Annotated in this window: 21 protein-coding genes, 1 tRNA gene and 1 pseudogene; 16 read left to right on the forward strand and 7 right to left on the reverse strand. The window is 33.4% G+C overall.

Features of this window, described 5'->3' with window-relative positions:
* Positions 1-813: 813 nt before the first annotated feature.
* From ACLBXA_RS14565 to ACLBXA_RS14575, 3 genes are all read left to right on the forward strand, one after another.
* Positions 814-1,548, forward strand: a complete 735-nt coding sequence (locus ACLBXA_RS14565) for a hypothetical protein (protein ID WP_447617293.1) — start codon at positions 814-816, stop codon at positions 1,546-1,548.
* Positions 1,549-1,764: 216 nt separating this feature from the next.
* On the forward strand, positions 1,765-2,370 hold the full coding sequence (locus tag ACLBXA_RS14570) for a hypothetical protein (RefSeq protein ID WP_447617294.1): 606 nt from the start codon (positions 1,765-1,767) through the stop codon (positions 2,368-2,370).
* Between the two features lie 579 nt (positions 2,371-2,949).
* Positions 2,950-3,783, forward strand: a complete 834-nt coding sequence (locus ACLBXA_RS14575; protein WP_447617295.1) for a hypothetical protein — start codon at positions 2,950-2,952, stop codon at positions 3,781-3,783.
* 343 nt (positions 3,784-4,126) lie between these two features.
* On the opposite strand, the gene ACLBXA_RS14580 is transcribed toward ACLBXA_RS14575, so the two are convergent.
* Entirely contained in the window at positions 4,127-5,287 is a 1,161-nt protein-coding gene (locus ACLBXA_RS14580; RefSeq protein WP_447617296.1) for a hypothetical protein, read from the reverse strand.
* Positions 5,288-5,520: 233 nt separating this feature from the next.
* Between ACLBXA_RS14580 and ACLBXA_RS14585 the strand changes: the two genes are divergently transcribed.
* The 6 genes from ACLBXA_RS14585 (at position 5,521) to ACLBXA_RS14610 (ending at position 11,394) form a co-directional block, all read left to right on the forward strand.
* Complete coding sequence (locus ACLBXA_RS14585; protein ID WP_447617297.1) at positions 5,521-6,087, forward strand: recombinase family protein; 567 nt, start codon at positions 5,521-5,523, stop codon at positions 6,085-6,087.
* Positions 6,088-6,335: 248 nt separating this feature from the next.
* The gene (locus ACLBXA_RS14590; RefSeq protein WP_447617298.1) at positions 6,336-7,052 is read left to right on the forward strand and encodes an endonuclease/exonuclease/phosphatase family protein; all 717 of its coding nucleotides are present in this window, start codon (positions 6,336-6,338) and stop codon (positions 7,050-7,052) included.
* 37 nt (positions 7,053-7,089) lie between these two features.
* Entirely contained in the window at positions 7,090-8,073 is a 984-nt protein-coding gene (locus tag ACLBXA_RS14595; protein ID WP_447617299.1) for a restriction endonuclease, read from the forward strand.
* Between the two features lie 297 nt (positions 8,074-8,370).
* Entirely contained in the window at positions 8,371-9,261 is an 891-nt protein-coding gene (locus tag ACLBXA_RS14600; protein ID WP_447617300.1) for an S-4TM family putative pore-forming effector, read from the forward strand.
* Positions 9,258-9,812 (forward strand): hypothetical protein, encoded by a 555-nt coding sequence (locus tag ACLBXA_RS14605; RefSeq protein ID WP_447617301.1) that lies wholly within the window; start codon positions 9,258-9,260, stop codon positions 9,810-9,812. Before ACLBXA_RS14600 ends, ACLBXA_RS14605 begins: the two co-directional genes overlap by 4 nt.
* Before the next feature lie 469 nt (positions 9,813-10,281).
* Positions 10,282-11,394, forward strand: a complete 1,113-nt coding sequence (locus ACLBXA_RS14610; RefSeq protein ID WP_447617302.1) for a tyrosine-type recombinase/integrase — start codon at positions 10,282-10,284, stop codon at positions 11,392-11,394.
* Positions 11,395-11,492: 98 nt separating this feature from the next.
* Here the strand turns inward: ACLBXA_RS14610 and ACLBXA_RS14615 are convergent.
* The 4 genes and pseudogenes from ACLBXA_RS14615 to ACLBXA_RS14630 form a co-directional block, all read right to left on the reverse strand.
* Positions 11,493-11,565: transfer RNA gene (locus tag ACLBXA_RS14615), tRNA-Val, on the reverse strand.
* Positions 11,566-11,835: 270 nt separating this feature from the next.
* Positions 11,836-12,303: a hypothetical protein gene (locus tag ACLBXA_RS14620; RefSeq protein WP_000846651.1), complete on the reverse strand. Its 468-nt coding sequence runs from the start codon at positions 12,301-12,303 to the stop codon at positions 11,836-11,838.
* A gap of 606 nt (positions 12,304-12,909) precedes the next feature.
* A complete protein-coding gene (locus ACLBXA_RS14625; protein ID WP_000090226.1) occupies positions 12,910-13,125 on the reverse strand; it encodes a hypothetical protein in 216 nt (71 codons plus the stop codon).
* Between the two features lie 75 nt (positions 13,126-13,200).
* Positions 13,201-13,668: pseudogene (locus ACLBXA_RS14630) on the reverse strand (class I SAM-dependent methyltransferase); the annotation flags it as partial.
* A 401-nt stretch (positions 13,669-14,069) separates the two neighbouring features.
* Here ACLBXA_RS14630 and ACLBXA_RS14635 point away from each other — a divergent pair.
* From ACLBXA_RS14635 to calY, 6 genes are all read left to right on the forward strand, one after another.
* Complete coding sequence (locus tag ACLBXA_RS14635) at positions 14,070-14,297, forward strand: hypothetical protein (protein WP_000251862.1); 228 nt, start codon at positions 14,070-14,072, stop codon at positions 14,295-14,297.
* 152 nt (positions 14,298-14,449) lie between these two features.
* The gene (locus ACLBXA_RS14640) at positions 14,450-15,736 is read left to right on the forward strand and encodes a D-alanyl-D-alanine carboxypeptidase family protein (protein WP_097826435.1); all 1,287 of its coding nucleotides are present in this window, start codon (positions 14,450-14,452) and stop codon (positions 15,734-15,736) included.
* A 195-nt stretch (positions 15,737-15,931) separates the two neighbouring features.
* Complete coding sequence (gene sipW / locus ACLBXA_RS14645) at positions 15,932-16,501, forward strand: signal peptidase I SipW (RefSeq protein ID WP_000767802.1); 570 nt, start codon at positions 15,932-15,934, stop codon at positions 16,499-16,501.
* Positions 16,502-16,561: 60 nt separating this feature from the next.
* Positions 16,562-17,149, forward strand: a complete 588-nt coding sequence (locus ACLBXA_RS14650) for a CalY family protein (protein WP_000172852.1) — start codon at positions 16,562-16,564, stop codon at positions 17,147-17,149.
* A gap of 134 nt (positions 17,150-17,283) precedes the next feature.
* On the forward strand, positions 17,284-18,144 hold the full coding sequence (locus ACLBXA_RS14655) for a DUF4047 domain-containing protein (RefSeq protein ID WP_063675122.1): 861 nt from the start codon (positions 17,284-17,286) through the stop codon (positions 18,142-18,144).
* Positions 18,145-18,531: 387 nt separating this feature from the next.
* A complete protein-coding gene (gene calY / locus ACLBXA_RS14660; RefSeq protein ID WP_000053713.1) occupies positions 18,532-19,125 on the forward strand; it encodes a biofilm matrix protein CalY in 594 nt (197 codons plus the stop codon).
* Positions 19,126-19,197: 72 nt separating this feature from the next.
* Here calY and ACLBXA_RS14665 read toward each other — a convergent pair whose 3' ends face one another.
* Positions 19,198-19,521 carry a helix-turn-helix domain-containing protein gene (locus tag ACLBXA_RS14665; protein ID WP_000578875.1) on the reverse strand — a complete coding sequence of 108 codons (324 nt, stop codon included), beginning with the start codon at positions 19,519-19,521 and terminating at the stop codon, positions 19,198-19,200.
* Positions 19,522-19,600: 79 nt separating this feature from the next.
* A complete protein-coding gene (locus ACLBXA_RS14670; RefSeq protein WP_000276219.1) occupies positions 19,601-19,735 on the reverse strand; it encodes an anti-repressor SinI family protein in 135 nt (44 codons plus the stop codon).
* Positions 19,736-20,077: 342 nt separating this feature from the next.
* Here ACLBXA_RS14670 and inhA1 point away from each other — a divergent pair, with 342 nt between their 5' ends.
* Positions 20,078-22,465: a M6 family metalloprotease immune inhibitor InhA1 gene (gene inhA1 / locus ACLBXA_RS14675; protein WP_001035950.1), complete on the forward strand. Its 2,388-nt coding sequence runs from the start codon at positions 20,078-20,080 to the stop codon at positions 22,463-22,465.
* Positions 22,466-22,626 lie beyond the last annotated feature (161 nt).

The raw sequence follows: 22,626 nt of genomic DNA on the forward strand, positions 1-22,626 counted from the left end.
ATAACAATTGTAATTTTTGCTAGGCGTTGTTGTGTATGTATCAGCGCAATTGAGGGCGTTATAAGCGATGGGTGTGTCATATAAGAGTTGAACAGAGGAGGGGGTGTTTTCCACATTTTATAGTAGTCTTTTTAGGGAAAGGGGGGGGAGCACCTACATACACACCAATACGATGTGAAAAATCTCCGATACGATATGGATAGGTTAAGCTACTTCTGTAATAGTTTACATTTAGTTTCCTTAGTTATTTCCTATACAACACTCAAAACATGCTTAAATGCTCTCTATATCTCCTTACGAAAATTACCTTTGTAGACACTAGTTTTTGTCCGATAATAATTCCATTGAAAATAAAAAGTAAAAAAGTTCTTGACACGATATTTTTGACTTTATGTAAAGATTCAATAGCTTTTTCTTAATGAATCTAGATACCAAAGTACAAATTCTTGATTTGGTATAATAAGAGTACAGCGCTGATAAAAATTTTATAGTTAGGAAGAAGAGGAATATCATAGGAATAATCAGTGGTTTTTACTTTCGTAATTGTTGTGGAGAACTATTGAATCTGCATTAAATAATATATGGGTCTAAAAAACAAACTGATTTTCTTTGTTTTTAGGAAACTGAGTTCTAATTTTGAACTTACAAATAAAAAAATGAAACTAAAATATAGAATCGGTTTGGTACTGTAATAAGAGAGAATTTTAAGAAGAGATAAAAATCTAAATAAGAAAGAAATATAACGTCCCCCACGAGGGGAGACATTAATTGATATGAATATCGAAATTTTAAATAGAAAGAGGTATCTTGAAATTGAAAAAAGAATTGACGCCTAGAGAATTGGAAAGTAAGGAAGCATTCGTAGAAGTTTCCAAAATATTTTTAAATGCGGATTATACAGATTATGAAATATTTACCTATACAATTATTGAAGGATTATCAAGGAATCCTATAGGTGCAGCACATACTGGAGTAAATCAATTAATTATGTTGATGGGAATGTTTGCTAATACAAGTTTAAAATCAAAAGTAAAAGAGACTTTAGAAGGTTTACGTGAATATGATTTAATTGAAATTTATGAGGATAATATGTTAACTAAAAAAGTTAACGAAATAAAACAAGCAAATTCTTATTTTATAAAAATAAAAGAAAAAGAAAGAAATTTAGGTTTTACAAAAGTTTTTTACTCAGATTTGCACAAAATCTTAGCTTTGGATAACACATATAGGGTGAAAATATATAGAGTATATTATGAAATTATGTCTCATATTTTTTACAACGATTCAAGTTCTAGAATTGCATTTCCGAATATAGATACTATTTCTGAAATTACTGGTATTGATAGAAAATCTGTTATGAAATATACAAAAATTTTAATGGAAAACAAGATACTAATTTGCCTTAAAATTAGAAAAGATAAAAAGAAAGACAAAAATTATTACTCACGATGGATTCATAAAGATGAAATAACAGGTACAATTCAGCAAGATAATAATGAGCATGGCGGAACAGTTTGTCCTATTTGGGCGGAGCAGGAAGTAGCTTGATATTATTTATAAATATGGTATTTCTATATGAAGAGAAGAGGAGAAACTAAGTGTTTGCTGCTCTTTTCGTATGTAAGAAGTGGCTTGTAAACACTTCTGTGATATTTCTTAATAATTCTGTATATAAGAATAAAATTATATCTAGGTAAAACCTTTTATGGTACGATTTACCTGTATTGACAATTGGATGTATCAATATTAAAGGAGGAAAAAGATTTGTCTTCATTAAAATCAGAGCCAAGAGAACTATTTTACTTAAGACATCGTTGGTCACAAGTAATGTGCGCTTGGACAAATTTTTATGCTTTATGCAATAAGGAAATTTTTGTTGGTGAGAATTGTGTTATAAAAAGTGATGAAGTATTAGATGAACTAGTAAAAAATCAACGAACAACTTGTTATTCATATTTAGCTAGTTTGTTTGATAATAGGAGCAGATATGACATGCCTGTGAATTTTATTAATATAACAGAAAGGCTAGAATTAGATAAGAAAACTGAATTGCTGCGTAAAAGGGTAATTGGAGTATGGGGAGTTCTTAAGGAGGAATTGAAACAAATTCGCAACAAGGTTGGTTTTCATCAAGATACAGATGATAGTAAAGTAAAAGATACCTATAATAAGTTAGATAACGAAACATTATCATTGGTGGATGCATTAATAATTTATTTAAAACATTTTTTTGATAGCTTAGACAATCTTTATGAACAATCGAACCCGTCCATACCTCTTGGAGCAATAAAAAAACTTTTACCATTACAATACAGTGTTATAACTATTGACCCAATGCATAAAGTGAAAAATAAAGGTTATAGTATATGAAATATTTTTGTATTATTAATATATAACGAAGTAACATCGGTATAGGTATAAAATGTTCTAAATAATATTACATAGAAGTAGACAACTATTAATGGAAATTATGTTTGCTGTGAATGCTAGTCTGCAAAAGCTATAAATATAAAAAGTTAAATTTGAAAAATTAAATTTAAATGAGGAGATTAACTTATATATATATATATATTTATTGTAATTTATACAATTGAATTAGTAGTGAGGGAAGTATAATCTGAGTTATATATGTTTATGAAGTTTTGCATCAAATATTTTATGATAGAGAAAATAATCAAGAGTATTTCCATTAGTGGTTGAGTTATAAAGTAGCAAAGGTTAAGATGTATCTCTGTAAATGGGACGATAAAAGGAATTTAATCAATTCCTACGAGATGAAATAGATTAAAAAAGCTTTTTATTTTCTGATGTGATTAATTCAACTATAGGGAAATTTATTTTCGGTTTAAAATATGTTAATGAAATTTTGATTGTATTAGTTGCTTTAATTGTGTAACTGATTTGGTATAATTTGTGTTAGTATCTTTTAAGAAAAGGGGATTTGTGATTATGGGTTTCTTGGGATTAATAGAAAGTGATATAGAACAACTTCAGTATGAAGTGATTTCAGATAAGGCTCGATTAAAGTTAACTCGTCTTATCCGAAATCTTTCTAACAGTGAAGATAACAATGATAAATTAATCAGGCAGAATCGTTTCGTAAATATAGCTAATAATGCCATTGGTAAACCTATTTATGTGTTGGAATCTGATTATATAGGAGAGTATCAATCGGCTGAACATGCTTGGCATAACGGGGAAATTGAGCTTATTATGAGACGACCAAACACTACAGAGATGACTGAAATACTTGCAGATATGATTCAAGAAGGGTTGTTAGAAATTGATGATGTTAATGAAATCCTATGTGAGGATGGAAGTTCAGTACAATTTGAAATGAATAACACTGATACTGTGTTAGTACATGTTATTCCTATTGAACAAATTGAGGCAGTTGAAGATTCACATGAGCATCCTAATATTAGGATGCTAATTCAAAGAATGGAAAATGCTCTTTCTACTGAAGATTATTCAAGTGTTTTACATGCTAGTGCTTCAGTATTTGAAACTTTAGCAAAAGATGTAGTTGGTTTAGCAACTGTGGAAAATCAGACCCTTGGAAGTTTCTTTGGAGGTTACCGTAACCGCTCAAATCTTCCAGAGCCTGTGTTAGATTATGTGCTTGAAATATACAATAGAAGAAACGCAGAACCGTTGGCTGGTCATGGGAGTACGTTACCACCTAGTATTGAACGAGAAGAAGCAATTGTTTTGACCGAAATGACAAAAACATTTGTACGCCTCGAAAGGAAGCTGGCAATGCCACAAGCGAACAATAGATAAATCAATATTTTAAATTGAGTATCATGGTGTTTATTTTGAAGTCACAATATAATGTGAACCTGTTTGGTGATTAATAATGAAATAGGGCAGCGAGTAAGGTGTACTCGCTGTCTTTTGTTTAGCCAAGTAAATTGATTATCTTTTGTTACTAATAGAGTGCATTTGTATGGTGATATTTTACAGTGAATTATAAATGGAGTGGCAGAGATGGCTTGAGGCTATCCACTTTGTTATTGTTTGAACGTTATCGAAATGATTGGTATTATTAGAATACAATAACGGTAAAGTGAGCGAATAAACAAATTGCCTTTATGTTTTCTGGTTATTTGGAAACTCATATTTTTTACTGTTTTCTTTTCCGATAAGCTGATTTATTGAGAAGATAATGCTGAATTTTCTTGTAAGTTTGGTACTTTCTATCTAGATATACGGTTGAATTGTTGTACAAGTACTCTAGTATAGAGAGCAATTGTTTTTGATTCGCTGTATCGACAGAGAAACTGCTTTTGTCCTTGTACAACACTAGTTCTGTCTCTAAGTTTAGTTCATTTTCAAGGAATTTTTTTAGTCCAATTGTAAATTTCTCTGAGTAACAAGTAAATCCAAATCTGGTTTCATATCCGTAACCATTTCCTGACGTTCGTTTTCCGAATCGTATATATCCATCTCCATCAATATAGCCACGGATAAAATGTCTCATAAGTTCTTTTGGCATAAAGTTGGGGAAATCTAGAACGTAAGTTTTGTTTAATACAACACCGTTTTCAATTAAGTGTGATACAAATCTTTGTGAGTAAATTCTTATTGAGCATATGTCTACTACACTAGTATATTTACTGAATTTATGCTCCCTCGTTCTATAGGATAGTTCAAGATTACCATTTATGCTACGATTGAATTTCTTAAGATGTTCATCATCACTAGCTTTAAGTTCAATTCCAAACTCATGATTTCTCCCATTATTATAAATTGAGACATATCCATCAGCATAGATGAATCCCAACCAGTAAGCCTTTTCCTCACAATCTATAATTTTGAAGTAGTCTTTATCGTACTCGTACTTTGTAGGGTGTTTTAAGCCTATCCTATTGGCTTTCAACTGAACCGCATTTTCAGTTCTACCAAGACTATTAGCTATGTCATAGATGGTCATATTTTTAAAATTATTTCTTAAGAACTCAAGTTCATTTTTAGTCCAAGCATTTTTAAAAAAACCTTTTAAATTTAACTGTTTAGCCTTTCCTGTTATGCTATCATAGGTTCTGTTTAGTCTTTTTGATATCTCTTCTACTCTCATGATACCGTATAAGCTTTTTAATAATTTAATTTCTTCCTCTGACCAAGATTTTTTTTTTATTTCTCTTGATAGTCCCAACGCTATGACCTTCTTTTGAATACTATTTACATTTCTCCCTAATATAACGGATATTTCTTGATACCCTTTTTGCCCTAAAGATGATTTCAATACTTCAATTTCTTTATTTGACCAAACTCCATTTACCATAATATCCACATCCTTCTTAAAGTAACTAGTTATATAGTAGCCATAGATTCCAGTTGGTATACCTCGTGATAAATCAGTGATTGTAACTGCGGTGTTACAGATTTTGTTACACTAATGAGAAATGAATCTAAGTGACAAAACTTAATAGTATTGTCACTTGTTCTTTGATGCAGTAAAATCAGGGTATAGAGTGGTGACATAACATAGTGACATAAACTAAGGGGGGAAATGGTTTGAAATATGGTTATGCGAGGGTTTCGACAGTGGCGCAGGAATTGGAAGTACAAACAGGGGTGCTGAAGCAGGAAGGGTGCGAGGTCATATACGAAGAGACGTTCACTGGTACAAAGACAGACCGTCCAAAATTTATACAGCTGCTCGAAGAACTACAAGAGGGTGACACCTTGGTAGTGACAAAACTAGACCGTCTGGCTCGTAATACAAAAGAGGGCATTGAAGTAATTGAGGGTCTGTTTCAGAAGGGTGTAAGGGTGCATGTGCTGAATGTAGGACTTCTAGAAGACACGACAATGGGGCGGTTCTTTCTCACTACGCTGCTTGCTGTGGCTGAAATGGAGAGAAACCTTATTGTAGAGAGAACACAGGAAGGTAAGGCTCTTGCAAAGCAGAAAGATGACTTTAGAGAAGGCAGACCAAGAAAGCACTCTAAGCAACAAGTAGAGCATGCCTTGAAGCTGTTAAAGAACCATACGTATAAGGAAGTTGAAGCCATGACAGGTATTACGAAAAGAACCCTTATTCGTAGGAAGAATGAACAGGAAGCAAGAGTTAAAGACTGATTTTCATCAATCTTTTTGTGTGGTGTGCATATTTTAACTCTTCAATTAAAGAGAGTTAGGTATATTAAAGGGGGCAGAATTTGATAGAATATTAATGTAGGAAAAGTTTGATTAACCCCGAAGGGTAATTACAGAATGAACAAAAAACATGGATAGGACGGCAGGAATATTGTATTTTGATATGCGTTAGACTATCCATTCATCTTAAATTTATTAGCAATAATGTAATTGGTGAAAGGAGTGTTGGTTTGAAATTATTAACTTGGAATATAAGACAAGGTGGTTCAGTGAAGCGCATCCCAAGGATTGTAGAGCAACTAAGTAAACATTCACCAGAGGTACTCTTATTAACAGAATACTGGGAAGAAGAAAAGGGGGAAGAGATTAAGCGGTTACTAAGAGAAAATGGGTATGAATATATGCTTTCTAGTAATGGAGCTATTAAGCAAAATAGTTTACTATTTGCTTCTCGTTATCCTTTTGAAGTTGTTCCATCTTTTCACAAAAAAAACAGAAATAGACAGCGCTGGTTAGAGATTAGAATACCCCAATATGAATTGCATATTATTGGAGTCCATATTCCAACTAATAACAATAATGTACAAGAGAAGTTGGAATTTTGGCGAGAATTAAATACCTTTGCAAAAGAACATTGTAACTCTAGGGTCGTGATAATGGGGGATTACAATACAGGACTGGCAGAGGATACACAAGGAACTCCGTTTATCGGACCACAGTATATGCAGGAACTAGTTGGTTTAGGGTGGATTGATGCTTGGAGATATACACATGGTTCTTTTTCTGGTTACTCATGGTACAGTACAAAGGGGAATGGATTCCGAATTGACCATGCTTTTATTTCACCAGTTTTAAAAGGAAACATACTTGAATCATATTTTTCACATCAAGAGCGTTTAAATGGTTTGTCAGACCATTCTATTTTAGTGGTAGAACTACAAATATAGTTATTCATTATATATGAATGAAGAGGGAGATACATAAATGACGAAGTGGTGGATGGTTCGAGCAGGTAGTAGTAACAATCTAGTTCCTGTTTGGAGACAAAAGGGAGTAGCTTCGATTGGATGGGCAGAGTTAGGAAATCCCAAAGGCTATTCAACTCGAGAAGCATTAATACAAAAAGCACATGAGGTATATGAAGAAAAAAAGCCACCTACTCGTCTCAATTGGGGAAGCCAAGTTTGGCGTTTTAGTCATGAGATAGAATTAGGTGACCATGTAATTACATTTACAAAGGATAAAAGGGAATATCTAATTGGAACAGTTATATCAACACATAAACATGATATAGGTGTAGTTAGTAACCACTACCCTAATGTTATTGGTGTAAAATGGGAAACTAAACAAATTCCAAGGGACGATTTGTCTCAAGGTGCAAAGAACTCACTAGGTTCAACGTTGACTGTATTCCGAGTGGACGATTGGGGTACTGAATTGGAAGGTCTATTAAAAGGGAATGTACCAACAAAATCCAATGAAGTTGAAGCGGAGGAAGAAGAAATTATTAAAGAAGACCTTGTACAAAAAGCATTAACAATGATACAGGATAAAGTGGATAAGTTAGACCCTTGGCAAATGCAAGATTTAGTCGCAGGCTTACTGCAAGCTATGGGATATAACGTAAAAGTTAGCAAAAAAGGACCAGACGGTGGAGTGGATATATTGGCACATAAAGATGCCTTTGGTTTTGAAAAGCCGATAATAAAGGTGCAAGTAAAACATCGTAAATCAACGTCTGGAGGACCAGAAGTCCAACAACTGTTAGGGGCACACCCAATAGATGCTAATTCGCTATTTGTATCTACAGGAGGGTTTACATCACAAGCAGAATCAATTGCGAGAAACAATAATGTAAAGTTGCTTGATTTAGAAGAATTGGTAAATTCAATAGTGTATTGGTATGACAAAATGCCAAATGAAACTCGTTCATTATTGCCGCTACAGAAGATGTATGTTCCAGAATGATACAGAGACAAAGGTTTGTAGAATGAATTGAACAAGTGAAGACTTTCTGTAGAATAGAGTACATACCAAAAGACAAAGAACAATGTATAATTCTCTGTCTTTTTTGATTTAGAGATTTAAGTTACAGTTAAGGGAAATTCACTCACAGCTTTTAGGTGATATTTTTGGTTGAATTTTGATTTAGATGTTAAAGAACGTAATTTATATTGCTTGCTGCAATTACATTGCGCTAAGGATAAGTTAGATGATATATTTTTTATGGGAAATATTACATTTGATAACTAGGTAGGTGAGCTAATGAGTACTATTAATGAAAGGCAAAACGATGAGAGGAATTTTCGACTGAAGATATGTTTTAGACATTTATATGATAGAGCTAAAGTTATTTATAATGTACATCTAGCAGTAAGTTTAATAATTCCAATCATTGCTCTGTCTGCTAAAACATTAGAATTAGAGTATAAGGATATTATTCTTTCTATAAGCTCATGTTGGATAATTATAGCTATGCTTTTAACTATATGGGAGCAGAAAATACGATTAAAAGCTGTTACGCTTCAAGAGAGATATGATATTAATGTTTTAGGTTTAAAAGAAAATGAGACGATAATGTATAAGAAGGTTTCAATTGAAGAAATATCGCTAATAGTGAAAAAAATGAAGCAAGGAAAAAATATTGATAGAATTTATTATGATGGGATTGAATGTAGTAATAATACCAAAGCATTGTTACTTGCCCAAAGGCAAAATGTTCTTTCTGACAAAATTTTAAGAGGGAAGTATTGCTTGTTTTTTTGGGTATTATTGATTTCAATAGTATTATTCAGTATAGTAGTTGGAATAATGTTAAATCAAACTGTTAAAGGGTTTTTAATAGAAATTTTAATTCCTTTGATATCATTGATTTCATTTATTATACAGCAGATTAAGAAGTTGTCAGAAGAGGTAAAGAGAAATGAGCAAATAGGTGGATTGATTGAGAGAGATATCCGAGAGCTAAATGGGTCGGAAAAAGAAATAGAGATAAGCTATTTAATCAAGTGTAGAGAATATCAGAATTATATTTTTACTAAAAGGCTTAATGGAGCTTTAATCCCTAACTTTATATACCGTATGTTTAAAAATAATCATGTTAATGGTAAAGAAATTAATCAAAGCTTAACTTCCGAAGCAGGGAATATTCAATGAAAAACATCTTTCAAGTTCAAAAAGAATTAAAAATAGAGGCAATAAGTATCGTTGATGAACTTGGTATTTTAGAACTATTGAATAAATTTGGGGAGGCTAAGATTGTTGGTAGTGTTGCACATGAATTAATTGTTAAAAAGGATATTGATATTCACCTTCTTACTAAATATGATTTATTAGAAATCACATTTTTCACATTAGATTTTTTAAGAGATAAAAATGACAAATTAGAAATTTACTGTGAGGACTTTAGAAATCAAAAAAGTTCAATGTTTATTGGAATTAAAGATTACCCTGGAACTACTTATAAGTGGTATATTGATATTTGGATTACAAGTAAGAGAGAATATACTGGTTTTGACCAAGTTAAATATTTTAAAAATGTTCTAACCAGGCAACAGCGAAAGTCTATATTGCAGATAAAGAAGTATTACGATGGTCTCGATATGTTGAATAATGGATTTAGCTCGATTATTTATGAAGCAGTTTTATATAAAAATGTAACAAATCAGATACAGTTTGAGCAATATTTGCACGATAAGTTTAGTTGAACTTTGTTGAGTTAACTATTTGATTTATGTTAGATGCATGTAAGGTAGTGTGATATTTTTACAAGGGAAATATATTTTTCTAAAACTATATAACTTAGTAAGAATGAGTTAAGACTATAAGCACTTGTGGCTATGGTCTTTTTTAGTTTGACTTTTTATTTGCTTTTTGTATGAATTTCTTTTATCAAGTAATTTTCCCATAGGATTTGTCGTATTGTGCAGTTCACTGAATTTAGTTCTTGTATATTGGAAGTATAGATTATTCATTGTAATATCAGTGTGGTTAAAAATTTTAATTAAGGTACTCCTTGAAGGAGGTGAAAATTTAACTAAGAAAAATGTGGGGAAGAATAAAAGCAGTTTAGCTAGAGAAAAATATGGGAATTTATTGTGTGAGAATAGCGTGCGTATTCGTTATAATAGAGATACCATAACAGAGCAGTTAAGGACTCCAAGGAGGCTCTTAACGATGAATGGAAGCGTCAAAAAAGATAAGAAAACAGGAAAGTATTTTTATATTGTAGATATTGGTATCGACTCATTAACAGGTAAAAGAAAGCAAAAGAAGAAAAGAGGATTTGCTACCAAAAAGGAAGCAGAAAATGCTTTAACTATGCTGCTCTCAGAAGTTCATACTGGAACATATGTAGAACCTAGCAAACTTCTCTATGGTGAATATCTGGAAAGTTGGTTTAATACCAAGAAGCACAGTGTTGGTATCCAAACAGTGAAAGTACTGAAAGGGTACTTAAACAGTCGTATCATCCCTTCTCTAGGCAATATCAAACTAGCTAAGTTAACATCATTGCATATGCAAAACTACGTTAATTCACTGCGAGACGAAGGTTTAAAGCGAGGAACAATTGAGAAGATAATCAAAATCATTCGGAACTCTCTTGAACATGCAATAGATTTGGAGTTAATCACTAAAAATGTTGCAGCTAAAACGAAGTTACCTAAAGGTGATAAGGAAGAGTTAACGGTATGGAACGAGCAGGAAGTACAATTATTCTTGAAAACTGCACAGGATAGCAGTTATTCTATTGTCTTTCATATGGCTCTTGTAACTGGAATGCGGCAAGGTGAATTGCTAGGGGTTCGGTGGAAAGATGTTGATTTAGAAAAAGGGCATTTAACTATTAGTCAAACGCTAAGTCATGATGGGAAGACGTTCTTACTTGGAGGAAAGACAAAATCAAGTTTAAGAAAGATACTATTGCCTGCATCAACAGTAGCAAAGCTAAAGAAGCATAGAGCAACCGTATTGAAAGAGAAGCTGAGTCAAGGTGAGGAATACCAAGACAATGACTTGGTGATGTGTACTCCTTCTGGAACGCCAATTAATCCTGCTAATGTTAGACGAAGTCTAAACACTTTGATTAAGAAAGCGGCTGTGCCAAAGATTCGATTTCATGATTTACGTCATACACATGCAACTCTGTTATTGGCTAAAGGTGTGAATGTGAAAGTGATTTCCGAGCGGTTAGGGCATAGTAATATCAAAATCACATTAGACACTTATTCACATGTACTGCCAACGATGCAAGAAGATGCAGTGAATAAAATAGAAGAGATTTTGTAGGTAATGTGACCAATTCTGTGACCACTGGTGTTGTTGAGTATGCAAGTAAATAAATAAAAACCGCATCAAACATTAATTTGACACGGTTTCTACAAATATGACCCCGGAGAGGTTCGAACTCACGACCTCCACCCTGTCAAGGTGGCGCTCTCCCTGCTGAGCTACGGGATCCCAACTATAAATATTACCACCAGCAATGTGTTTTCATTTCATTCGTGTAATCGGAGGATTTGTATAATCTGTTGAATATTGTAACATTTGATGTATTCCTATAATAGCAACAAACTTTAATAGTGTAAAGATGTAATTTTCTGAATATTATCATTCCAATTTTTATATAAAAAAATAAGCTCCGAAGAGCTTATTTTAATAATAATATTACCGCAATTATCAATGATATTATCAAAAATAAAATCATAAATAATGGAACTCAGTCATGAGCTATCGCCCTGTAACTGTCATTCCTGCTGTGTAAATTGTATCAATAGAACCGTCAGCGTCTTTTATTTCGACTTTATAACGATATGTTCCATCCTCATAAATATCATCGCCATATCCTGTGAAAGTTGCAATTTCATCATTGCTTCCAGCTGGGACCCATTGATTTTGCCAACGGAAGTTGGTTTCAAATTCTCCCCATCTATCGCCATATTTCTTTTCAAGGCTGACATTGTAATGAATTTCTTCCGCTCGGTCATTTGTAATTCTTGCAATTACGCTGTTACCAAAAGTAACTTGTGTAGAGTGTACCTGAACTGTAACACCGTTCACCGTTTCGCTAGGACCACAAATATAACGACAGAACTCGCTTGCTCCGTCAGCATGTGCCTTCGGTGTATCAATGTTCATAGCTGTTAAACCACCTAAAGCTAAAGCTCCTGTTAATAATACTTTACCAAATGTTTTCACTTGAAATTCCCCCTAAGTATATTCTCAATTCGTTCCATAGATACCACATTAAGTAGTTTTATAACATTAATCTAATCGAACGCTTTTTTCCTCGAGTGTATTCGCTATGAATCTTTCATCTTGTAGTAATCTAACCTCTACATATAATTTCATAGTTTTGATTCCATATATGTATCATGATTTACATAGAGCAAATCTGTTAATACGTTTTGGTTATTTACTTATCACACTGCTTTTTATTACCTTTTATTGGTAAAACGTTGATTTTATTATATACCATTATTATCTATTTACAAGAGAAAATCATACTGTATGCAAAAATGCATAATAAAAAACACTGCTTGTATTCTGAATTACAGAATACAAGCGGTGCTGAGTTTCAATTAATATTTGATTGGAACCTAATGCTAATTTTTTATGTTTAACAGTATACATATATCACTGTTTTTTAGTCATAATTGATAAACCTTGTTCAGAGGACGCTATTCCTGCTGGGCTACGGAATCTTCAAAAGGGAAAGTATAAGCGATTATGCTAGTAATGTATGAAGGGATAATGATAAGAAGAAAATTCAGTGAAAAGTAGTTTTTGAATGTAGCCGTTATATTATTTCCGGTATTTATCTAAAGGATTTTCATCGCTTAAATCAACAATTAAAGGGCATAAAAATAACAGTGGTAAAGCGGCGTTAGCTTGATGAAAAGTATCATTAGACATATATTGTCTTCCAAAACAATACGGACAATCTTTTTCAAATGTTATGAGAAGCGACCATACGTCTTTTACTTTCCACTTCGTTTTACAATACGTACAACGCGCCATTGAGTTCCTCCTCATTTTAAGGTGTTTTCTAATATATTCTACTTTATTGTACGAAAGTCATTTGAATTTGATGTGGCAAATTTCTGCGTTCTCTTTAATAAGTGGACTAGTTAAATCTCTACTATTCCAAACAAGAGCAACGTTTGCTTTTTGTTTTAAAATTCGTTGGCATTCAATTTTGAAAGCCTCTTTATCAAACCAATGAAATGCTTGGGCAACAGTTACTAAATCTACACTATTTTCTTTTAAAGTGGTATTTTCAGCAGTTGCTTTTATGGATTGAAAACGAGAATATAGTTTTGACGATTGCTCAGCCATCTTCCTCATATCATTATTTGGCTCAACTCCAATAACATGTAAACCACTTTCAAGCAGCTGGCGGCTAAATATCCCCGTACCCGTACCTGAACCAATATCAGCTACAATCGGATTTCCTTTCAGTTGGTTAGCTGAAAGTAAGTAATCAATATATTCATTAGGATAACTAGGACGATATTGTGCATATATATCGGCCCTGTCAGTAAAATTTTCTGTTGTTTTCACAGTACTACCTTCTTTCTTACAATATTATGTACAGAAATAGAAATTAAATATGAATTTCGGCATCAGTCTCTAAGTCTACCACTTAAGAGTCCAGCTAAATAGAAAGCCTCAGTTTCTGTATTCAAATATCCTTCATCCGTTTAGTATACTATTTTAGATAATATCTTCCAAAAGGCTATAATGGCTTACTTAAATAAATCCACATAACTGTATGTTTTTATGAATTTATTTAATAATTTATGAGCAGTTATATGTCGTATTACGTTTACGTAGGTAAGAGATTTTCATTTTTGCTATTTAAATTGGCCAATATATCCTTTTTACAATTTACTGAAAATCATGTATAACAGAGATACAAGATTATTTTATAAATATTCAGGAGTAGAGGGAGAAAAGTTATAATGGTAAGAAAAACGTTCAAGATGCGCGTGTCTAGAAATAGAACGATTTCGATTAATGGATCGATTCTTGATGTGGATGTTACACATGATGAATTTTTACAAGAGTTTGTTGAGTGGGTTGATTCTAAAGGTTGGTCGTTTATGGGGATAACGGATGAGATTACGCCCGAGGAAGCTAGTCAAAAGTTAATAGATTCGTTGATTGATGAGAAGGATAAGAAAGAGTAATTCCTTCTTATTTTTATTGTATATTTATGTTCTTTATCGTAAAAATATGATATAGTAAAAAATAGTGAAAATTCTTCCAGTTTAATACAAATTACATATGATTGGTAGATATATTATTTTGTTAAGGGATTAAATGGAAAAGGGAGAGTCATATGGTAAATTTTAAGAAAATTTTGGTTTTTATTACAGTTATTTGTTTGTTTTTGTTGACACCTATGACATTGCGTGCTGAGACGAATATTGGAGTAAATCCAGAACAAGTTGCACCACCACCTGCGGAAGGACCAAATGTTTTTAGTCAGTTTGCAACGACAATTGATGCGAAAACAGGAGATGTTTTGTATGACAAAAACGCATATCACCGCGCATATCCTGCTAGTACGACGAAAGTGTTAACAGCGATTCTACTCATGGAGCATACAAAGCCAGAGGATCAATTTACATTTTCACAATTAGCATTAGATCAAGAGAAGAGTAATTATCAAATTGAGTTTCAACCTGGAGAGACAATTAATAGAAATACTGCGCTTATGATTTTAATGGTGCTGAGTGCGAATGATGTGTCGTATGCGATTGCGGAGCGGATTGGCGGGAGTGTTGAAAATTTCGCCAATATGATGAATGAGAAAGCGAAGCAATTAGGAGCGAGAGATAGTCACTTTGTAACACCGAATGGATTGCATGATCCGAATCATTATACGACGCCATATGATATGGCTATGATTACGAAAGGTGTGCAAAATTATCCTGAAATTTTACAAGCGATGAATACGAAAAGAACGACAGTTACGACGTCTAGGCAGACGGTGTCTATTTTTAATAAATCTAATTTTTTTGAAAATCCATATAGCATTGGCGGTAAGACAGGGTTTACGAATGAAGCGCGTAATACACTTGTTTTATTAAATGAGAAAGATGGAAATTGTATTATAAATGTAGTAATGGCTTCTCAAAGACCTGAAATTTATGAAGATTTGAAGCAGATGGCGGACTATTCTTTTGGTCAATTTGTGAAGCAAACTGTACTAGATAAACATAGTTGGCATCAAAAAACAACATATTTAAATAAAGATATTAATAGTGAACTTGAAAAAAGTGCAGAACTTATGCTTAAGAAAGATGAAGGGAAAAATGTGAAAACTATTTTCCGGGCAGCTTCATTAGATAAAGAATCTTTGTATCATAAAGGAATTCATCGTGGTGAGGTAGTTGGTGCAGTTGATATTACGAAAAATAATCAAACAATTGCGACGGTAAATGTTCTTTCAACAGAAGATGTCACTTTTGCGATGCCTAAAAAAGATACAATTGTATCAGAAGAAAAAGAGTCAAATGTGAAAGTAATAAGTTTTGGGGTAGGCGCACTTGTACTATTTGGAGCCATTTTATATGTAGTGCTACGCCGAAATACAAAAGGAATGAAAACAGAAGAAAAATAACGTATTAGTAAAAAAGGCTGTGGAGATTTTATCACAGTCTTTTTCTATGCTAAAAATACTTTTAACTAATAATTGTAAATTTTCTTATTGCAATAACCTAAAGTTCGTTATATCATTTACTTGTGTTCTTGTTAAAGAACAAAATGAACATTGCATACTTCAAATAATATAAAACAACGGAGAGGGAGAGAGACGATGAAATTAATTTGGAAGGTAATTAGCAACGCGATCTCATTTGTTTTATTTGCATTGATGGTTTTTTTAGCTTTTGTAGTTATTTCTTCAAAAGCGAGCGGTGGTGATCCGACAGTGATGGGATATCAATTTAAGAGCGTTCTTTCAGGATCAATGGAGCCGACGTTTTTAACAGGATCAATCATTGCAATAGAACCAAACAAAGATGGTTCTAAATATCAAAAAGGTGATGTTATTACCTTTAAAGAGAAAGATCAAAAAATTATCACTCACCGTATTATCGGTGTGAAAGATACAAATGGAAAAGTAATGTATGAAACAAAAGGGGATAACAACAACGGACCAGATTTAGAGCCAGTACTTGCAGAAAATGTAGTTGGAAAGTATGCAGATATTACAGTTCCGTACGTTGGTTATTTACTGAATTATGCGAATTCAAAAGCGGGAGCAGCATTACTTCTTATTATTCCAGGAGTCTTTTTACTTGGATATTCCGCGATTTCTATTTTTGGCGCTATTCGTAGCATTGACGGAGAAAAGAAAGATAAAAAAGTAGAACAATCCGTCTAGTTCGTTTGGTTATACTTTCCGTTTAGGAAGTTAACAAATATATATTAAGGGGATATGGACATGACTTTAAAGAAAAAATTAGGAATGGGTATTACATCAGCAGTACTAGGAGCAGCGTTAGTTGGTGGAGGAACATTTGCGTTTTTCAGTGATAAAGAAGTGTCAAACAATACATTTGCGGCTGGGACACTGGATTTAGCATTAAATCCATCAACAGTTGTTAACGTATCGAATTTAAAACCTGGGGATACAATTGAAAAAGAATTTAAACTAGAAAATAAAGGCTCTTTAGATATTAAAAAGGTTCTACTGAAAACAGATTATAATGTAGAAGATGTAAAGAAAGATAATAAAGATGATTTTGGTAAACATATTAAAGTAACATTCTTAAAAAATGTAGATAAGCATGAGACAATTGTGAAACAAACTACTTTAGATAAATTAAAAGGTGACACACTTACAGCTGTAGATAATGATTTATCGGCTTGGTTCTGGGATGAAAAAGGTATTTCAGCAGGTAAATCTGATAAATTCAAAGTGAAATTTGAGTTCGTTGATAATGGAAAAGATCAAAATCAATTCCAAGGCGATAAGTTACAATTAAATTGGACGTTTGATGCACAACAAACAGCAGGTGAAGAAAGATAATAACAAAAAGGGCTATCACATGGATAGCCCTTTTTCTATTTTTCTAGTATTTGTCTATCAATTTTAATAGTTCTTTACTATAATATAGATAATGTTCTGTATAAAGAACGTAATGTTCGATGGGGGAGATTAAGATGCTGAAAAGACCGCGGAATTTTAAAAAGATGCTTATATTGCCGTGTATGTGTTCTATTACGTTTTATTTAGGATCTCAAATTATGACGTATACAGAAGCGGCGTTCATTCATGAAACGAAAGTGGAAGCGACGCTTTCTACAGCAATTATATTTCCGAAAACAGTTAATACGTTAAAAGAGCAATCTGAGAAACATAAACAGTTTATTGAGCGTGAGTATGGAACGATGAAGGGGAAATCGAAAGCAACTTCTATTGAAGAAATAAAACAGGCGATTTCTGTATGGCAACAAGGGCGTGAGAAAATTGTTGCTGAGAAGGAAGCTCTGCAAAATGTATATACTGAAATAGAGGCTCCTTACAATCAAATACAAGAAGAATTAAAGGTAAATAAAGATGAGTCGATGCAGCAAGTGTCCGTATATGTAAATGAAGGCTTTCGCAGTATCAAAGAGAAACATGACTATATTGAGAAAGAAATTAGCTTGAAAGCTATTGATGAGCAAATTCAGGCTCTTCAGCAACAATTAAACGTTGCAATTGAAGCGGAAGGACAAAAGAAAGCAGAAGAACAAAAGAAAGTAGAAGAACAGAAGAAAGCGGAAGAACAGAAGAAAGTAGAAGAACAGAAGAAAGCAGAAGAACAAAAGAAAGCCGAAGAACAAAAGAAAGTAGAAGAACAGAAGAAAGCCGAAGAACAAAAGAAAGTAGAAGAACAAAAGAAAGTAGAAGAACAGAAGAAAGTAGAAGAACAGAAGAAAGTAGAAGAACAAAAGAAAGCCGAAGAACAGAAGAAAGTAGAAGAACAGAAGAAAGTAGAAGAGCAAAAGAAAGCAGAAGAACAGAAAAAAGCGGAGTAACTGCTGTAGTGAAACGGCTGGAAAACAAGAATGTGGTGCAAGAGATAATGAACGAATAAGCAAAACTAGTAATATTTATATGAGTGTGAGGGAACGTTAGCCCTCACCTCTTTGTTTTTCTTTTTTCTTATAGTATTAAATGCATTTGAGTGTGAAAAAAGTTATAAATCATCATTGTTTTTTCTGAAAAATCTAAATAATATTGAGAAATAAAAATAATTGAAAATATTAATAAATATGTGTTGTGTTTATATAGGGTTGTTCGTTATAATGAACATAAGGTTTTTAAAAAAGAACACATATTAGCTAAGCTAATATAGTTTTCTTTACATCTCTTATTGAAAAATAAGTGATAAAAATATAAAAAAAAGCTAGGGGGAATTGATTGTGAGTCTGAAAAAGAAATTAGGTATGGGAGTTGCATCAGCAGCATTGGGGTTAGCTTTAATTGGTGGAGGAACATTTGCATTCTTTAGCGATAAAGAAGTATCAAACAATACATTTGCAGCTGGGACGTTAGACCTTACATTAAACCCTAAGACGCTTGTAGATATTAAAGATTTAAAACCAGGGGATTCTGTTAAGAAAGAGTTCTTATTACAAAACAGCGGTTCGTTAACTATTAAAGACGTTAAATTAGCAACAAAGTATACTGTTAAAGATGCAAAAGGTGATAATGCTGGTGAAGACTTTGGTAAGCACGTTAAAGTAAAATTCCTTTGGAACTGGGATAAACAAAGTGAGCCTGTATACGAAACAACTTTAGCAGACTTACAAAAAGTTGATCCAGATCTTTTAGCTAAAGACATCTTTGCTCCTGAGTGGGGAGAAAAGGGTGGATTAGCAGCTGGTACAGAGGATTATCTATGGGTACAATTTGAATTTGTAGATGATGGAAAAGACCAAAATATCTTCCAAGGTGATACATTGAATTTAGAATGGACATTCAATGCTAACCAAGAAGCTGGGGAAGAAAAATAATAAAAAAGCGGGTATTCCCGCTTTTTTTTATAAAGAAAAAGAAGTGCTGGTTGTAAGCACTTCTTTCTATTATTATTTTTGATTTTGCTTCCACTTTGTAAATTCAAGAAATTCACGAAATTGTTCTTTGGAGACACCAGAGTTCATTGCATCTTTAACGAGTTGTGTCCATTCGGAGTCTAGGTTAGTTGCCTTTGTTGTTTCATCATGAAGTAAAGTATCAACTGGAATTTGTAGAACTGCTGCGATCTTTTCAAGAAACTGAATGGAAGGGTTTTTTTGTAAATTTCGTTCTATAGAACTAATGTAAGATTTAGCAACGCCAGCTTTTTCGGCAAGTTCAGTTAATGAAATACCTTTTTGTAAACGAAGGCGTTTTATACGTTCTCCAATCATATTTGCGCACCTTTCTATCAATATGTAGTTGTCTTATGATGTCATTATTATAACATAAACTTCGTTAAAAAGAACAAACCTATTGAGCCTGACTGGATGGCTTCATACGTTGGAAAAATTGTTCGATGTCTTGCATGGCGATACCAGCATCTAGAGCTTCAAGTATTAAATCAATCCATTCTTGATCCAGTGCGTCTGTCTTATCTTTGTACAAATGTAATTCCTCCCTAATTATCGGTCATAATTGCTGCTACAGAATACATGATAATGCAATCGGACTTTGTGTTTTATATAGTGAATTATCAAATACTTTGTAGATGAAACAAAGATAAAATCCCCATTAAACTCCCTCTATGGAAATTATAAATTGTTCGATAAAAACTTTCAATATTTTCAGAAAACATTGTTGAATTGTGATATATCCGTATGCTAACTATGAAATTTTTACAAATATATTAAAAACATTACATAATATGACTAAATATTGAAAAAATATTGAATTTTTAATAAAATTTAATTTGTAATACATATTATTTATTAGGGGAGGAAATAAGGGATGAACAAGAAACCGTTCAAAGTTTTGTCATCAATCGCTTTGACAGCTGTATTAGGCCTTTCATTCGGAGCTGGCACTCAATCGGCATATGCTGAAACACCTGTGAATAAAACAGCTACGAGCCCAGTGGATGATCATTTAATTCCAGAAGAGCGTTTAGCAGATGCACTGAAAAAACGTGGGGTAATTGATTCTTCAGCTTCAGAGAAAGAAACAAAGAAAGCTGTTGAAAAGTATGTAGAGGACAAAAAGGGTGAAAATCCTGGGAAAGAAGCAACAAATGGGGATCAACTTACGAAAGAAGCATCTGACTTTTTAAAGAAAGTGAAAGATGCGAAAGCAGATACGAAAGAAAAACTAAATCAGCCAGCAACAGGGACACCTGCAGCGACAGGACCAGTTAAAGGCGGACTAAATGGTAAAGTACCAACTTCTCCAGCAAAACAAAAAGCATATAACGGCGATGTTCGTAAAGATAAGGTACTTGTTTTACTTGTAGAGTACGCTGATTTTAAACATAACAACATCGATAAAGAACCTGGTTATATGTATTCGGAAGACTTTAACAAAGAACACTATGAAAAAATGTTATTCGGTGATGAGCCATTCGCGTTAGAGGATGGAAGCAAAATCGAAACATTTAAACAATATTACGAAGAGCAATCCGGTGGTAGTTACACAGTGGACGGAACAGTTACAAAATGGTTAACAGTTCCTGGTAAAGCTGCTGATTATGGTGCAGATGCTGCTACAGGTCATGATAATAAAGGACCAAAAGGACCACGTGATCTAGTAAAAGATGCATTAAAAGCAGCTGTAGATAGCGGTCTTGATTTATCACAGTTTGATCAGTTCGATCAATACGATGTAAATGGTGATGGAAATCAAAATCAACCAGACGGTTTAATCGATCACTTAATGATTATTCATGCGGGTGTTGGACAAGAAGCTGGCGGTGGTAAATTAGGTGATGATGCAATTTGGTCACATCGCTGGACAGTTGGACCAAAACCATTCGCAATTGAAGGCACACAAGCGAAAGTTCCATATTGGGGCGGAAAGATGGCAGCATTCGACTATACAATTGAACCAGAAGATGGCGCAGTTGGTGTATTCGCGCATGAATATGGCCATGATTTAGGTTTACCAGATGAGTATGATACAGACTATACGGGTCATGGTGAGCCAATTCAAGCTTGGTCTGTTATGAGTGGCGGCAGCTGGGCTGGTAAAATCGCTGGAACAACACCAACGAGTTTCTCACCACAAAATAAAGAGTTTTTCCAAAAAACAATTGGTGGTAACTGGGCAAATATCGTAGAAGTAGATTACGAGAAATTAAATAAAGGTATCGGTCTAGCAACATATTTAGACCAAAGTGTTACGAAATCTAACCGTCCAGGTATGATTCGTGTTAACTTACCAGATAAAGATGTAAAAACAATTGCACCAGCATTTGGTAAGCAGTATTACTACAGCACAAAAGGTGATAATCTTCATACAACGTTAGAAACACCACTGTTCGATTTAACGAATGCAACGAATGCGAAATTTGATTTCAAATCGTTATATGAAATCGAAGCAGAGTATGATTTCCTTGAAGTACATGCTGTAACAGAAGATGGTCAAAAAACGTTAATTGAAAGACTTGGCGAGAAAGCAAATAGTGGAAATGCAGATTCGACAAATGGAAAATGGATTGACAAATCATATGATTTAAGTCAATTCAAAGGTAAAAAAGTAAAATTAACGTTTGAGTACATTACGGATGGTGGTTTAGCATTAAATGGTTTCCTACTTGATAATGCGTCATTAACAGTAGATGGTAAAGTTACATTCTCAGATGATGCTGAAGGTACACCACAATTAAAATTAGATGGTTTCGTTGTATCTAGCGGAACAGAGAAGAAAAAACATAACTACTACGTAGAGTGGAGAAACCATACTGGATCAGATAGCGCATTGAAATTTGCTCGCGGTCCAGAATATAACTCAGGTATGGTTGTATGGTATGCAGACTCAGCTTACGCAGATAACTGGGTTGGTTTACATCCAGGACATGGTTTCCTTGGTGTAGTTGATTCTCATCCAGAAGCAATTGTAGGAACTTTAAATGGTAAACCAACAATTGATAGTAGTACACGATTCCAAATCGCTGATGCGGCATTCTCATTCGATAAAACGCCAGCTTGGAAAGTTGTATCTCCAACGCGTGGAACGTATACGTATGATGGCTTAGCGGGTGTAGCGAAGTTTGATGATTCGAAAACGTATATTAATCAACAGATTCCAGATGCAGGACGTATTTTACCGAAGCTTGGTCTGAAGTTTGAAGTAGTAGGACAAGCTGATGATAATTCTGCAGGTGCTGTTCGTTTATATCGTTAATACTGTGAAACTACCGAGAGATTTTCTTTCGGTAGTTTTTTTGTGAGCAATGAATTTTATATAGTTGAAAAAGTCATATATAATGTAACTTTAAGAATAGAAATTTATTATATATGAAGTCTATATAAATAATGAAAGAACTGGATAAAAATAGTGGGAGA

The sequence above is a fragment of the Bacillus sp. D48C genome (assembly GCF_053345735.1).

Bases quoted from the DNA above. Each gene is read 5' to 3' on its own strand.
- inhA1 (WP_001035950.1), top strand. From the start codon at position 20,078: ATGAACAAGAAACCGTTCAAAGTTTTGTCATCAATCGCTTTGACAGCT.
- ACLBXA_RS14625 (WP_000090226.1), bottom strand. From the start codon at position 13,125: ATGGCGCGTTGTACGTATTGTAAAACGAAGTGGAAAGTAAAAGACGTA.
- ACLBXA_RS14650 (WP_000172852.1), top strand. From the start codon at position 16,562: ATGACTTTAAAGAAAAAATTAGGAATGGGTATTACATCAGCAGTACTA.
- ACLBXA_RS14655 (WP_063675122.1), top strand. From the start codon at position 17,284: ATGCTGAAAAGACCGCGGAATTTTAAAAAGATGCTTATATTGCCGTGT.
- ACLBXA_RS14635 (WP_000251862.1), top strand. From the start codon at position 14,070: ATGGTAAGAAAAACGTTCAAGATGCGCGTGTCTAGAAATAGAACGATT.
- ACLBXA_RS14595 (WP_447617299.1), top strand. From the start codon at position 7,090: ATGACGAAGTGGTGGATGGTTCGAGCAGGTAGTAGTAACAATCTAGTT.
- ACLBXA_RS14580 (WP_447617296.1), bottom strand. From the start codon at position 5,287: ATGGTAAATGGAGTTTGGTCAAATAAAGAAATTGAAGTATTGAAATCA.
- ACLBXA_RS14640 (WP_097826435.1), top strand. From the start codon at position 14,450: ATGGTAAATTTTAAGAAAATTTTGGTTTTTATTACAGTTATTTGTTTG.
- ACLBXA_RS14665 (WP_000578875.1), bottom strand. From the start codon at position 19,521: ATGATTGGAGAACGTATAAAACGCCTTCGTTTACAAAAAGGTATTTCA.
- ACLBXA_RS14575 (WP_447617295.1), top strand. From the start codon at position 2,950: ATGGGTTTCTTGGGATTAATAGAAAGTGATATAGAACAACTTCAGTAT.
- sipW (WP_000767802.1), top strand. From the start codon at position 15,932: ATGAAATTAATTTGGAAGGTAATTAGCAACGCGATCTCATTTGTTTTA.
- ACLBXA_RS14610 (WP_447617302.1), top strand. From the start codon at position 10,282: ATGAATGGAAGCGTCAAAAAAGATAAGAAAACAGGAAAGTATTTTTAT.
- ACLBXA_RS14600 (WP_447617300.1), top strand. From the start codon at position 8,371: ATGAGTACTATTAATGAAAGGCAAAACGATGAGAGGAATTTTCGACTG.
- ACLBXA_RS14605 (WP_447617301.1), top strand. From the start codon at position 9,258: ATGAAAAACATCTTTCAAGTTCAAAAAGAATTAAAAATAGAGGCAATA.